This window comes from Planktotalea sp., assembly GCF_039984035.1.
Classification (GTDB): domain Bacteria; phylum Pseudomonadota; class Alphaproteobacteria; order Rhodobacterales; family Rhodobacteraceae; genus Planktotalea.
Genome location: NZ_JBDWVM010000241.1, coordinates 1 through 13,863, shown reverse-complemented (window position 1 = coordinate 13,863; position 13,863 = coordinate 1). Strand labels below are relative to the sequence as shown.

Sequence of the window (13,863 nt, the reverse complement as noted above, 5' to 3'; positions counted from 1 at the left end):
CATAGCATGAGTGAAACACCCGGTCCCATCCCGAACCCGGAAGTTAAGCACCATCGCGCCAATGGTACTGCGGCTTAAGTCGTGGGAGAGTAGGTCACCGCCAATCCAAATAATCCAATACATCTCTATATATCGTATGTATCCCCCCCCATCAAAGCACCCCGAGCGCGCCTAAAAGGGACTGATAACGCTGATAAGGCCGTTGAAGTCCAAGTTGAGAATTCCTCACCCTTCTTGAGCTAGTTCTTAGCGCCGACAACGATTTTGTAGCCTACTTCACAAAAGCAGACTTGATGGCGACAGTTGTAACGCGTTAGCCTTTACTCTGTAATGAGTATTCAACATGTGGATGGATCGCAAAATGGACCTTAGCCAACAACCTGAAATCGTTCAGCAAATTGCTGGCTATGTCTTCCAGGGGTGGGATCTAGCCAAGGGTTGGCTCCTTAGTCCCGCTGCTTGGTCACAATTTGCGATATTGATCGTAGCGTATCTTCTAGCGCTCTATATTTCTCGAAAGCTCCGTCCATTCCTTACTCGATTGCTGACACCGCGCGAAGAACAGCAAAACATATTTGCGACCGCACGCCGCTTTGTCCTAGTCTTTCTCCCCCTGTTGCTGCCTTTGCTTGCATATGGTCTCACGGGCGTTGGTGAGTCTATTACCCGGTCAATCTTTGGCAGTGGTGAAGTCATCGCCTTTGGCAAACGAGTCTTTCTTTTCCTTGCTGCACGCATCTTGGCTGAGAAGATTATTCTAGACGGCTTTCTCAAGTTGCTCGCGAAGTTTGTGCTCGTTCCGGTCGCGGCGCTTTACGTTGTTGGATTGATTGGACTAGCGACAGAACGCTTGGATGCGATGGTCGTGCCGCTCGGTAATCTATCGTTTTCGATATTATTTGCCATACGTTTTGCAGTCGTCGGTGGGATCATCTTTTGGCTGGGCAAGTGGTCTAACTCGCAGTCTACTAACTTCATTTCCAAGCAGGAAGAAATGCGTCCTGCTACTCGTGAGCTCGCGTCCAAAACAGCTGAGATCGCCATTTTCGGCATCGCGTTCTTGTTCCTTATGAACATCATGGAAATTTCTCTGACTTCTCTTGCAGTACTTGGTGGTGCGATTGGTGTTGGACTTGGTTTCGGACTTCAAAAAATCGCGTCCAACTTTATCTCAGGTGTTATTCTTCTTTTGGAGGGCCAAGCCACAGTCGGAGATTACGTTGAACTAGACGGCGGAGAAGCGGGTACTATCGTCAAAATGACGGCGCGCGCGGCAATCCTAGAAACCTATGACGGTCGCTGGATCGTAGTACCGAACGAAGACTTCATAACTACACGCGTTGTTAACTATTCAGACAGCGGTTCAGCAAACCGTTATGAAGCAGATTTCTCTGTTAGCTACGATACCGACATTAATCTTGTTCCTGCTATCGTTGAAGCAGCTGTTTCAACACACCCCGAAGTGTTGAAAGAACCATTTCCCGCTGATTGCGAACTCCGTGGCTTTGGGGACAGTGGCGTAGATTTCTCTGTGGAGTTCTGGGTGAACGGCATCGACGATGGAAAGAACAAGTTTACGTCTGATGTTCTGTTCTTGATTTGGAATGCTCTGAAAGACAACGGCATTACCATCCCGTATCCGCATCGCGTTGTTGAAATTAAAGGCAACTTGCCTGCAAAACCCGAGTGAAGCACGCACTGATAATAGGCGGTGGTCCTGCTGGTTTGATGGCCGCAGAGGAACTCGCCCGTGCTGGAGCGCGTGTTACAATTGCGGAGGGAAAACCCTCCCTTGGTCGTAAGTTTCTGATGGCGGGTAAATCCGGCCTCAACCTCACTAAAGATGAACCATTAGAGCAGTTTTGCTCGAAATACATGGAAGCTCAAAACTGGCTGATTCCTATCGTGCAAGAGTTTGGGCCTGAAGAAGTTAAGTCATTTACAACAGGGCTGAACCAAACAGTATTCATTGGATCGTCAGGCCGCTTGTTTCCTGAGGCGATGAAAGCGTCACCGATGCTGCGCGCTTGGCTTTCTCGGCTTGCTTCACTTGATGTCAAGTACCGAACCAAGTGCCAGTGGAAGAACTGGGATGACGACAGCTTTACCTTTGAGACCGAGCAAGGCGAAGAAACGATAAAGGCAGATGTAGTCGTATTTGCACTAGGTGGAGCCAGTTGGGCACGCCTTGGGTCTGACGGCAGTTGGGCAGATTTATTCACAGCAAGAGGTGTTGAACTCGCACCATTTGGCGCTGCGAATGTTGGTCTTACTATCACTTGGAGCTCTCATTTGGCGCCATTCTATGGCCTCCCGATTAAGGCTATTTCATTGAGGAGCGGTTCTTTTTCAAGCCGAGGCGAAGCAATCATTTCTTCGCGTGGATTGGAAGGAAGCGGAATCTATTCGATTAGCCGGGGGGTTCGAGAGGGGCATTCACTGTCTATCGACCTAAGACCTGATTGGTCGGTTGAGCGAATTCAAACAGCTCTTGACCGGCCGCGTGGTCGTTCGAGCCTGTCCAATCACTTGCGGCGTGTGTTGAAGATGAAGAAACATGAAATGGCTTTGTTGAATGAATGGGCGCGGCCTTTACCTGACAATACTCTTGATTTGGCGGGGTTGATTAAAAACCTCCATGTTCAACATGACGGCCTGCAGCCGATGGACGGGGCTATATCGACCAGCGGTGGCGTGATGCAGACTGCTGTTGATGAGAACCTAATGCTTCGTAAGCATCCAGGGGCGTTTTGTGCGGGTGAGATGTTAGATTGGGAGGCTCCGACCGGCGGTTATCTTTTGACCGCGTGTCTTGCCACTGGGCGGACCGCTGGGCGCGGTGCCGCCAAGTATTTGGGTCTTAACCCAACGCCCTGACGCGCTTGAAAGCGTCTCGTGCACGGATCGTTTTCGCGTAGGCATCGATCTTGGGGCAGTCGTACTCAAACTTTGCGCTTATCGCCCAATTCAAACAATGCACGAGCAGTATGTCTGCAATCGAGAATTGATCACCAGCCGCGAAGGGCGTTGTGATCCGGTCTGCCAAACGATTAACGTTCCGATTGAATTCCCAGCGAAGGGATTCCTTTACATCAGGAAATCTTTTTTCTTTTGGCAAAACGAAGCTGTGACGCGCACCGGCCCAGAGAACTCCGTCAAGTTCATCCAACACAGCTTGAGAAATGGAATCTTGTTTCGCGCGTTCTATGGTTCCAGCAGGCGCTGTCAAACCACCGTGTTTGTCCGACAGGAAAGTCAGTATCGCCATTGAATCTGTAAGGATGTCATCGCCAACGCGCATCGCGGGAATTTTCCCAACGGGATAGACTGCTCGAATGACCTCATCTTGAGGATTGGCTTTGGTCAAAGTGTAGTCGACACCAAGTTCCTCAAGCGCCCATAGCACGCGAAAACCACGGCTCGTGACTGATCCGAAAACTTCATACATTTCAGTATTCCTCCCAAAAAACTCTATCGTTTTGCCATCATCGCAAGTCGGATCAAACACCGTTCAACCAGCGCCATCGCGGGGGCATGTTGACTAGCGCTGCGTAGCTTTAGGTCTGTATCGACGATCAGGCTCAGCGCAGCTTCAAGGTTATAGATGCCCCACCCTTGAGCTTGCCTCAGCATTCTATCACGTCGTGGACCAAAGACAGGCGGGCGCAATTTGCCAATTCCTTGTGCAGCGCCGCCCGGGTCGCTCGCTGCTGCATAAAGCGTTTTGAAGTGGCGAAGCGTGGCGATGCAGAGTGACACAGGTTGAACGCCTTGCGCTTGCAACTTGCTCATAATCGGGCCGATTTCACCCGAACGCGCTTCTGCAACGATGTTGATCACATCATCTAGACCAGCTTCAGTCGAGGTTGGCGCACAATTGGCGATGTCTTCGCTGTCCAACGGAGTTGGATCATTCAGCTTGTAAAGCGCGAGCTTTTCCAAGGTTTGACGAAAATCACCGGGATCAAGGTCTTTAGACAGGGCCGTGAGGTCATCCATGACATCGCGATCTGGGGCTTGTATGCCCGCGCGCGTCAGTTCTGCTTCGATCTCTTGCCGCGACGGTGGATCATCATAGATGCCCACAGCAAAGGCGTTGGAATGCCCTTCAAACAATTTCCGTAGGCTAGAACGCGCATTGAGCTGTCCGGCTGTGACAACGATTTGCGCGTCGCCCTCGCGCCATTCTTCCAGCGCTGGCGTTATGATCTTGGTCATCGTGTCAGTCGCATCTTCGACAAAAGCGACACGCGGTCCGGGGAAAAAGCTTTGCGCAGTCATCGCATCAATAAGCGCGGCAGGGTCCTTGCGCAGTTCCGCCGAAGGCAAACGCGTGAGACGCATTTCATCTTCGCCATTAGGACCGATAAGCGCCGCAATGACTTGTTGTCGTTTCAGAGCGATGCGCATCGCGTCTGGGCCAAATATCAGCAGGCCAGTTTTGCCAGCGTCAGGTTTGGCGAAATAACCAGTAGCCTCACGCGCAGATAACTTCATGGCAGCAATGCAGGATCGAGTAAGTTCAAACGATCAACCAATTGATCCGCCAAGAGCGTCATCAAGCGTTCGCTCGCTGCGCGCTCGGATGCCAAGGTCGCGGCGGTATTGCTCGTAGCTGAGTACGCCGCGAAGTTTCTGAACGATCCTGTTGTGATGGTTTCACCTGTGGCGGTATTCTTCAGCGTATAACTCAGCGAGCCGTATCTATGCAGACGCGTCGTTGACCCAGTTGCTGTCGTCCCCAAGCTGCTTGAGCTGTTGCTCACGCTGTATGTCAAAGACATTGGCGCAGGATCAGCGCGCCCAAGCCGCGTTTCGAGCTGGCGAACGAGGATGTATTCGTCGCGCGAATCTGGCGCATCAAACAAGATACGCCCTTCTAACTTTGAACCTGCTCCCTCCGGTCCGTAGACGGGTGAGAAATTGCAGGCACTGCTCAACAAGAGCGCTGCGCCTGCGATTAAAATGCTTCTTCGGTTAGACAACGACATTCACGATCCGCCCTGGCACAACGATCACCTTTTTGGGCGTTGCGCCGTCCAGTGATCTGACCACAGCCTCATCGCTCAGTGCGATTTTTTCAACCTCATCTTTTGGCATATCTTTCGGAACGGTAATTTCACCGCGTCGTTTGCCATTGATTTGGATCGGGAGCGTGACGTTGCTCTCAATCAGCATTGCTTCATCCGCGATAGGCCAAGGTGCGTCGATGATGAGACCTGTTCCACCTTGATGCGCCCAAATATCTTCCGCGAGGTGCGGCGTCATAGGTGCCATCAACTGGGCGAGTGTTATAATTGCTTCACGCTGTGCTGCATAACTTGCCTTGGACTTCGACAGGGTCGCCGTAAAACCATAAAGTTTGGCGATTGCCGCGTTAAAGCCAAAGCTTTCAACGCCCATCGTCACATCACGAATTGCTTTGTGCATCTCGCGCAGCAAGTCTTCATCGCCAGTGCCTTTGGCGTCTTTGTCCATCTGGGAAATGCGATCACAGATCGACCAGACGCGGCCCAAGTGTTTGAACGAAGCTTCCGCGCCAGACGCCGTCCATTCTACATCGCGCTCGGGTGGTGAGTCGGACAGAACGAACCAACGCGCCGTATCGGCGCCGAAAGCGGAAATGATATTCAACGGATCAACGACGTTGTTCTTGGACTTTGACATCTTCGCGGATGGGATGATGTCCACCTCTGATCCGTCGTCTTTCAGGTAGGCTTTGCCTTCCTTCAATTCGATTTGCTCAGGATAGTAATAGACCGGACGCCCATCTTGACCGTCACGTTTATAGATCGCGTGGGTCACCATGCCTTGGGTGAAAAGCGCGTTGAAGGGTTCAATCGCCTTTTCTGGCAAGTTACCAGTGATCTTCATCGCCCGCGCGAAGAACCGTGAATACAACAGATGCAAAATCGCGTGCTCGATCCCGCCGATATATTGATCGACGTTCATCCAATATTCGGCATCGGCCATGTCGACCGGTGTCTCCGCCTTGGGCGAGGTGAAGCGCGCGAAATACCATGAGCTGTCCACGAAGGTATCCATCGTATCCGTTTCACGCTGCGCAGGGCTACCGCATTTCGGGCAGGAGCAATTGCGCCATGTCGGATGACGATCCAGCGGATTGCCGGGTGTGTCAAAGCTCACGTCATACGGCAGCTCAATCGGCAGGTTCTCTTTCTTTTCGGGAACCACGCCGCAATCAGAGCAATGCACGACAGGGATCGGGCAACCCCAATAACGCTGACGGGACAAACCCCAATCACGCAGACGATATTTGGTGACGCCTTGGCCAATGCCGTTTTCTTCGCAGAGGGCGATGGCTGTGTTGATCGCTTCTTCGCCGGTTTGCCATTGCTCGCCTGCGAAACCACCATTGTAGAAAACCTTTTCGCTCTTTGCGGGAACGAAAGGTGCTTCTAACTTTGGATCTGCATCTTCGGACGGCAGGAATGTGGATATGATTGGCAGGCCATATTTCGTCGCGAATTCAAAATCGCGTTCGTCATGTGCAGGGCAGCCAAAGATCGCGCCTGTGCCGTAGTCCATCAAGATAAAGTTGGCGATGTAGACGGGCAGTTCCCACGAGGTATCAAACGGGTGACGCACACGAAGACCTGTATCAAAGCCGCGTTTCTCTGCGGTTTCGATTTCTTCAGCTGTTGTTCCGCCCTTGCGGCATTCCGCATTGAAGGCTGCCAGCTCTTCGTTGTCTTTTTCCAACTGTTTCGCCAGCGGGTGATCGGCGGAAATGCCAACGAAAGACGCACCATTCAATGTGTCTGGGCGTGTTGTGTAGACCTCAATCCGATCATGGCCGTCAGGGGCATCGATGGTGGAAAACGCAAATTGCAGACCGCGTGATTTACCGATCCAGTTTTCCTGCATCAGTTTCACTTTGGCAGGCCAATCGTCCAAACTGTCGAGCGCGCCGAGCAATTCTTCGGAGTGATCGGAAATCTTGAAGAACCATTGCGTCAGCTCACGGCGTTCGACCAAAGCGCCAGAGCGCCAGCCGCGACCGTTTTCGACCTGCTCGTTCGCAAGAACGGTCATGTCGATGGGATCCCAGTTCACCACGGCGTTTTTACGGTAAACCAAACCTTCGTCGAGGAAGTCGAGGAAGAGCGCCTGTTGCTGGCCATAGTAATCAACATCGCAGGTCGCGAATTCACGGGACCAATCGATAGACAGGCCAAGCGGCTTCATCTGCTCGCGCATGTCGGCGATGTTGTTGTATGTCCAATCCTTTGGGTGTCCGCCAATCGCCATCGCGGCGTTTTCCGCAGGCATGCCGAATGCGTCCCAACCCATTGGATGCAGCACGTTATGTCCCGTGCTCATCTTATAGCGCGCGATCACATCGCCCATTGTGTAGTTGCGCACGTGACCCATGTGGATGCGGCCCGAAGGATAGGGGAACATCTCTAAAACGTAATACTTAGGCTTGGACGTATCGCGCTCTGCCTTAAAGGTTTCAGCGGTGTTCCAGGCTTCCTGCCATTTCGCTTCAATGGAGGTGGCGTCATAGCGTTGCATCGGCTTGTCCTTTTGCGCGCGGGTTCGCGCCTTAAATACTGTTTAAGAGGTGATATGCGATGGCCTCTAAAGGGTCCAGTGCCAAGACTGCTCCGAAATCGCCATTGGCGCGCCACAAAGCTGTTTCTATAGTGCAAGAAATCTAATTCAGGCGATTTCATGCGTATTCTCATTATCCACCAAAATTTCCCTGGGCAGTACAAACACTTGGCGCCCGCTCTCGTTGAGCAGGGCCATCAGGTCTTTTCGCTGACACCGAAGGTGGAGAAAGTCACCAAGTGGAAGGGCGTGACCCTTTTGCCGTATAAAATCACGCGATCTAGTTCCAAGGATGTGCATCCTTGGCTTTCAGATTTGGAAACGAAGGTTATTCGGGCCGAAGCCTGCTATCGTCAGGCAATGGCACTTAAGCAAAAAGGCTTAGAGCCGGATGTCATTCTTGCGCATCATGGTTGGGGCGAGCCGATGTTCCTTAAAGATGTTTGGCCGAACGCCAAGTTGGGGCTGTATTGTGAGCTTTATCACCTTAACGATGCGGAAACGGTTAACTTCGATCCTGAGTTTTCGACAAAGGACTTGGCAAGCAATGCCCTTCGTCTGCGTCTGCGCAATCTGAACAATGCGATGCACTTTGATGTCGCCAGCGCAGGTATCAGCCCAACATTGTTCCAAGCGGATACGTTTCCTGCGCCATTCCGCGAGAAGATCGAGGTTATCCACGACGGAATCGACACAGACGTGGTCAAGCCTAATGAAAATGCGCTCTTAAAGGTGTCTGAGAACTTATCGCTTTCTCGAAAGAACGAAGTCATCACCTTCATCAACCGCAATTTAGAACCGTATCGCGGCTATCACATCTTTATGCGCGCGTTGCCAAAGTTGCTAAAAGCGCGCCCCAATGCGGAGATCGTGCTCCTTGGCGGTGATGAGGTGAGCTATGGTTCACGCCCACCTGCGGGAAAAACATGGAAGCAAATCTTTATTGATGAGGTACGCGACCAAATTTCAGACGAAGATTGGGAGCGCGTGCATTTCATGGGCCGCGTTCCGTATAATGTGTTTTTGGCCATGATGCAGGTCAGCCGTCTACACATCTATCTAACCTACCCGTTCGTCCTAAGCTGGTCTTTGCTTGAATCGATGAGCGCTGAGGCGGCAATACTTGCATCAGATACAACGCCAGTTCGTGAAGTGATCAAAGATGGTGAAACCGGTTGGTTGACCGACTTCTTTGATGGGGACGCGTTGGTCGAAAAGGCAAATGCACTGCTTGAAGACGAAGAAACACGCGCGCGCCTTGGTAAGAATGCGCGTGAATTCGTCGTGAATACCTATGATCTCAAAACCCACTGCCTGCCAAAGCAGCTACAGTGGGTCGAAAAATTGGCGCAGGTTGAGATTTAAAGTTTACCGTCTGCAACACGAAGCTGACGCGCTCTCGCGAGAATCGCATCTTCGACTGCGCGTGAGGTTGCAACGCTAACTGGACCATTGCGTGTGTGAAGCGCGACGTTAAGGGAACGTGCTTCCAAAGCGGGGTCGCTTACAAGAATTGTCGCGCGATATGCACGTCCGCCACCAGGTGGGCGACCATAGCCAGTCGTAATGACACCTGAGAACGGATCGACCGATTCGACGGGCAAGAAGTTCAGAATGTCCAAGGACGCATTCCAAATGTACTTGTTTACTTTAACATTGGTGCCAGCGGATGAGGGCTTAAAGATATCCCAGATAGACGAACCCTGACGTGCTGCCTCGGGATGATTCGGCGGAAGATCACCTGCCGTACTGGAGCCGCCTCCACCAAGGCCTCCACCGCATGCAGCAAGCATCAAAGCCGCTGTTAGACCCAAAATTGGTTTCGCTGAGATCAATTTGCCCATGATGTTCCGCCCAGACCCTTGTTTTCTTTGTCCTACCCAAGGGGCACTGTAGGAGCAAGACTTTTCGCTATATATATAGGCGTGAGTTTGCGCATGAGCCGGGTGGAAAAGACTGTGGCAAAGCTGCACCATTTTTTTAGGCTTTCGTGTGGCATGTTTTGGACCTCTTGCAATGAGACCCCAAAAAGAGCGAAACACACTTCAGACCTAGTACGGATTCCCCGGGCTAGGCATGTGATTAACCCCGAGGGAAAAACCATGAAAAACGTTCTCTTCGCGACAACAGCACTCATCGCCACAGCCGGCGTTGCAGCTGCAGACGTGTCTTTTGGCGGCTACGGCCGTTTTGGTGCAACATACGACTCATCCGCAGCTACACAGCTCGCAGCGACAAGCCGTTTCCGTTTGAACATCGACGGTTCAACAGAATCAGACAACGGTCTGACATTCGGTGCACGTATCCGTATCCAAGACAGCGCGACAGCGGCTGGCGTTCTTAACGGCGCTAACTTCTACGTAAAAGCTGGCGGCCTGAAAGTTGCAGTAGGTAACACACCTGGCGCAATCGACGCACAAGCAAACATGTACTCCCAGTCTTTGGGTCTTACAGGTCTTGGCTACCACAACGTTGTAGCTAACTCTGCTGTTCAAGGCTTCTGGGCATTTGACGGTTACTCTTCAGGCGGCAACGGCCGTGAAGCAGTATCTATCTCCTATGGCGCAGGCGACTTCTCTGTAATGGTTGCTTACTCCAACACTGGTGGCACAGAGCGCACAAGCTTGGGCGGTTCCTACACGTTCTCCGGTTGGACTGTTGCTCTTGGTTACCAAGACTCCAACGTTGCTTCCGAAGACAAATTGGCTCTGACAGTTGGCGGCAACGTCGGCATCGCAGACCTGAACTTCGCAGTAGCTGACAACAACGGCACACTGAAGTACGGCATCGGCGCTGACTTCTCTGTAGGCGCGGCAACAACTGTATCTGCATTCGTGAACAGCGAAGATACAGCAGGCGAGTCTTACGGTATCGGTGTTAGCCACGACCTCGGCGGCGGCGCATCCATCAAAGGCGGCGTAGTACAGAACGCAGCAGGCGCAACGCTTGCTGACCTCGGTCTGCACTTCAACTTCTAATCTTAGAAGTTACGCTATCTAAAAGAAGGACGGGTCTTCGGGCCCGTCCTTTTCTTTTGGGCGAATGCATATTACCTCTGATCTGAATCCAGAGGGCCGAGCATGTCGCTAACACACATCCAAGAACAAATTTCCAAAGCCGAAGAAAAAGCAGGCCGTAAAGCGGGCTCTGTTCAGTTGATAGCTGTATCTAAGGTGCAGCCTAACGAACGTGTGCATGCTGTTTTGCAAGAAGGGCACCGTGTATTCGGCGAAAATCGCGTTCAGGAAGCGCTGGGCAAATGGCCGGCCTTCAAAGAAGAATTCGCAGATGCCTCTGTTCATCTTATCGGCCCGTTGCAAACGAACAAAGCACGTCAGGCGATGGAGTTGTTCGATGCGATTCACACGCTCGATCGTCTAAAGCTCGCGACGACACTCGCGCGTTTGGCACAAGAGATAGGCAATTGCCCTGATCTATTCGTTCAAGTGAACACTGGCGAAGAGGATCAAAAAGCAGGGGTTGCACCGCAAGAAGCGGATGATTTCATTGCCGAATGCCGCTCTTTGGATTTGCCCGTCAAAGGGTTGATGTGCATCCCCCCTGTGGATGAGGAAGCTTCATTGCATTTTGCATTGCTTGCGAAAATTGCAGCGCGGAACGATTTGAGTGGGCTTTCCATGGGAATGAGCAGCGATTACGAACGCGCCATTGCGCTAGGCGCGACCCATGTGCGCGTTGGTTCGGCCATTTTTGGTGAACGCGCTTACGAAATCTAAGAGGTTATCGCACAATCAGACGTGTCGAAGGTGTTAGCTTTGACGCGATCTGATGCAGGTGATCACGTCGAAATGCGATGCAGCCTTCCGTCGGATAACCGGGACGGCGCCACTGATGGATGAAAATTGCCGATCCGCGGTAGGGCGTTGCGACCGGCCAATTCCAATCTGTCATAATGATTAGATCATAAAGCGGGTCTGCGCGACGCAAGGCTTCGTGGCTATGAGGATGAGGCGCGCGAACGAGCGTGTTGTATTTCGGGTCTTCAGGGCTGTCAGACCAAAGATCTTGAGGCCCAATCGCGCGGGCCCAGGGATTAGGCTGCGCGATACGATCCGCACGGTAGAGCATGCCGACAATACGATGGGTGCCAAGCGGCGTAGCGCCGTCGCCTTCTCGTTTATTAGCGCTGATCGCGCCTTTACCGATGCTACAGGGGTACAGACGTCCACGAAACCGAACACCTTTAGGCGTTAGAACCAAATCTAAGGGTGTCACAACATATGCCCTGATTTGTGAGCTTTTGTTTGAAGGTACCCAGTGTTGAACGGATTTTCGCCAACTTTTAGGGGAACACGCTCGCTCACGGTGACGCCGGTTTTTTCCATCATATCAATCTTTTTGGGATTGTTCGTCAGAAGCCGGACATTTTCGATGCCCAGTTTCTTGAGTAGGGCAGAGCCGATACGAAAATCACGTTCGTCATCTTCAAAGCCGAGGCGATGATTGGCTTGAACCGTATCAAACCCCTGATCCTGTAACGAATAGGCCCGCATCTTGTTGGCGAGGCCAATACCGCGTCCCTCTTGGTTAAGATAAAGTAGAACGCCTGATCCTTCAGTTCCCATTTGGGCCAAAGCGCCGCGTAGCTGAGGGCCACAATCACATTTTAACGACCCCATGATGTCGCCTGTGACGCAGGCAGAATGAAGCCGTGTTAAAACAGGTTTGCTGGTATCGAGCGTGCCAACAACAATCGCATAATGTTCCTCGCCGCCATCATCAGGGCGAAAGACATGGAGACGTCCTGCCTCAGAAACGACCATCGGCAATCTGGCGTGAATGACATCATTGTAGTTTGCGGCCTTGCCAAGCAACGGGGTCACTTGCGCCGCATGCAGTAGCGTCAGGTTATGCTCCAGTGCGAATTTTGCTCCATTTTGCAGCTCGCTCACCAATGCGGAAGGAAGCAATCTTGCGTCTTTAGTCAGTTGCAGCGCAATCCGATGCCCTTCGGCAGAGCCTTCACGCACCGAGCGAAGAGGCCCCTTCATCGGTGTGCGTAGATCATCGGCTGGGTCGGCAAGGGCAGTAATCCAACGCAAATCGACATCGCTGGGTATGCTGATCCGCGCGATATCGCGGTCATAAGCGCGTGCTTTGAGCGTCTCTGCCCGCCGTGCAGTGATGGCCAAAACAGTGTCACCTTCCATCGCGCGGGCCGCTGCTACGCGCTCAGGCGTCAACGATTCGACCGCCTGAACGAGCAGATTGAAGCCCGCGCCAACGATCACAATCGGCACTCCCATGCGCAAATCACCCCGCGCGCGGGCGATCTGTTCGGGGATGTTGGGTGAAAAACTCATCGATTGCCCGCTGCTCTTTGAAACACTTCATTGCCTGAACACACTGATTGAGCCTGAATATGAAACAAATCAAGGCGGAATAACACATGGACGTGAGAGCAATGCTACAAAACTTGCCGATTGAGGGATTCACACGCATTTGTATAACAACAACAGATCGGAGCTGACCCATGGCACAACTAAAAAATATCCTGCTCGTCGATGACGACGATGACCTGCGTGAAGCGCTGTCAGAACAACTTGTAATGACAGAAGATTTCGAAGTCTTCGAAGCGGACTGCGGCACGCAGGCAATGGAACGTGTGAAAGAGCAGCTCTATGATCTGATCATCTTGGACGTTGGCCTGCCTGACACAGATGGCCGTGAGCTGTGCCGCCTGATGCGCAAGCAAGGCGTGAAGAGCCCTGTGCTAATGCTCACCGGTCATGACAGCGACGCTGATACGATCCTTGGCCTCGACGCTGGTGCGAACGACTATGTGTCCAAACCTTTCAAGTTCCCTGTTCTTCTTGCCCGTATCCGTGCGCAGTTGCGTCAGCACGAGCAATCCGAGGACGCAGTATTCGCGCTTGGTCCATATACGTTTAAACCTGCGATGAAGATGTTGATCACAGAAGACGAACGCAAAATTCGTCTGACTGAAAAAGAAACGAACATCCTCAAGTTCCTCTACCGTTCAACCGAAGGTGTTGTTCCACGTGATGTGCTTTTGCATGAGGTGTGGGGCTATAATGCTGGCGTAACAACGCACACGCTTGAGACACATATTTACCGTCTTCGCCAGAAAATTGAACCAGATCCGTCCAATGCGCGCCTTCTTGTGACCGAATCTGGTGGTTATCGATTAGTGGCTTGATCGTGAAAATTGCGTCAAAACCGAAAATCACTGACGAAGTTAGAAGATTTTTAGCGAAAACGTAGTTAGATCAAAGCAACAAGTTCCCGCGCATATCCGGGTTA

Annotated in this window: 13 protein-coding genes and 1 rRNA gene; 7 read left to right on the top strand and 7 right to left on the bottom strand. The window is 52.1% G+C overall.

Features of this window, described 5'->3' with window-relative positions; translation table 11 throughout:
• From rrf to ABJQ89_RS10945, 3 genes are all read left to right on the top strand, one after another.
• A 5S ribosomal RNA gene (gene rrf / locus ABJQ89_RS10955) occupies positions 1 to 106 on the top strand; the annotation flags it as partial.
• 255 nt (positions 107 to 361) lie between these two features.
• Positions 362 to 1,690, top strand: a complete 1,329-nt coding sequence (locus ABJQ89_RS10950; RefSeq protein WP_348496275.1) for a mechanosensitive ion channel domain-containing protein — start codon at positions 362 to 364, stop codon at positions 1,688 to 1,690.
• Complete coding sequence (locus ABJQ89_RS10945; protein WP_348496274.1) at positions 1,687 to 2,877, top strand: TIGR03862 family flavoprotein; 1,191 nt, start codon at positions 1,687 to 1,689, stop codon at positions 2,875 to 2,877. Before ABJQ89_RS10950 ends, ABJQ89_RS10945 begins: the two co-directional genes overlap by 4 nt.
• Here ABJQ89_RS10945 and ABJQ89_RS10940 read toward each other — a convergent pair.
• From ABJQ89_RS10940 to leuS, 4 genes are read right to left on the bottom strand one after another with little or no spacing between them, the layout of a single operon-like run.
• Positions 2,861 to 3,448: a glutathione S-transferase family protein gene (locus ABJQ89_RS10940; protein WP_348496273.1), complete on the bottom strand. Its 588-nt coding sequence runs from the start codon at positions 3,446 to 3,448 to the stop codon at positions 2,861 to 2,863. The genes ABJQ89_RS10945 and ABJQ89_RS10940 overlap by 17 nt on opposite strands.
• A 23-nt stretch (positions 3,449 to 3,471) precedes the next feature.
• Positions 3,472 to 4,497, bottom strand: a complete 1,026-nt coding sequence (holA, locus tag ABJQ89_RS10935; protein WP_348496272.1) for a DNA polymerase III subunit delta — start codon at positions 4,495 to 4,497, stop codon at positions 3,472 to 3,474.
• Positions 4,494 to 4,991, bottom strand: a complete 498-nt coding sequence (lptE, locus tag ABJQ89_RS10930; RefSeq protein WP_348496271.1) for an LPS assembly lipoprotein LptE — start codon at positions 4,989 to 4,991, stop codon at positions 4,494 to 4,496. The genes holA and lptE overlap by 4 nt, the downstream gene beginning before the upstream one ends.
• The gene (gene leuS, locus ABJQ89_RS10925) at positions 4,978 to 7,539 is read right to left on the bottom strand and encodes a leucine--tRNA ligase (protein ID WP_348496270.1); all 2,562 of its coding nucleotides are present in this window, start codon (positions 7,537 to 7,539) and stop codon (positions 4,978 to 4,980) included. Before leuS ends, lptE begins: the two co-directional genes overlap by 14 nt.
• Positions 7,540 to 7,698: 159 nt before the next feature.
• Here leuS and ABJQ89_RS10920 point away from each other — a divergent pair, with 159 nt between their 5' ends.
• On the top strand, positions 7,699 to 8,943 hold the full coding sequence (locus ABJQ89_RS10920) for a glycosyltransferase (RefSeq protein ID WP_348496269.1): 1,245 nt from the start codon (positions 7,699 to 7,701) through the stop codon (positions 8,941 to 8,943).
• On the opposite strand, the gene ABJQ89_RS10915 is transcribed toward ABJQ89_RS10920, so the two are convergent.
• Complete coding sequence (locus ABJQ89_RS10915; RefSeq protein ID WP_348496268.1) at positions 8,940 to 9,422, bottom strand: DUF3576 domain-containing protein; 483 nt, start codon at positions 9,420 to 9,422, stop codon at positions 8,940 to 8,942. The two genes, ABJQ89_RS10920 and ABJQ89_RS10915, sit on opposite strands and share 4 nt — an antisense overlap.
• A gap of 258 nt (positions 9,423 to 9,680) precedes the next feature.
• On the opposite strand from ABJQ89_RS10915, the gene ABJQ89_RS10910 reads away from it, so the two are divergent.
• Positions 9,681 to 10,556, top strand: coding sequence for a porin (locus ABJQ89_RS10910; RefSeq protein WP_348496267.1), 876 nt, complete (start codon positions 9,681 to 9,683; stop codon positions 10,554 to 10,556).
• A gap of 102 nt (positions 10,557 to 10,658) precedes the next feature.
• Positions 10,659 to 11,315, top strand: coding sequence for a YggS family pyridoxal phosphate-dependent enzyme (locus ABJQ89_RS10905; protein ID WP_348496266.1), 657 nt, complete (start codon positions 10,659 to 10,661; stop codon positions 11,313 to 11,315).
• 4 nt (positions 11,316 to 11,319) lie between these two features.
• On the opposite strand, the gene ABJQ89_RS10900 is transcribed toward ABJQ89_RS10905, so the two are convergent.
• Both ABJQ89_RS10900 and ribA read right to left on the bottom strand, forming a co-directional pair.
• The gene (locus tag ABJQ89_RS10900) at positions 11,320 to 11,814 is read right to left on the bottom strand and encodes a L,D-transpeptidase family protein (protein WP_348496265.1); all 495 of its coding nucleotides are present in this window, start codon (positions 11,812 to 11,814) and stop codon (positions 11,320 to 11,322) included.
• Positions 11,811 to 12,902 (bottom strand): GTP cyclohydrolase II, encoded by a 1,092-nt coding sequence (gene ribA, locus ABJQ89_RS10895; RefSeq protein ID WP_348496264.1) that lies wholly within the window; start codon positions 12,900 to 12,902, stop codon positions 11,811 to 11,813. Before ribA ends, ABJQ89_RS10900 begins: the two co-directional genes overlap by 4 nt.
• Before the next feature lie 170 nt (positions 12,903 to 13,072).
• Here ribA and ABJQ89_RS10890 point away from each other — a divergent pair, with 170 nt between their 5' ends.
• On the top strand, positions 13,073 to 13,759 hold the full coding sequence (locus tag ABJQ89_RS10890; RefSeq protein ID WP_348496263.1) for a response regulator transcription factor: 687 nt from the start codon (positions 13,073 to 13,075) through the stop codon (positions 13,757 to 13,759).
• The last annotated feature ends 104 nt before the right edge of the window (positions 13,760 to 13,863 follow it).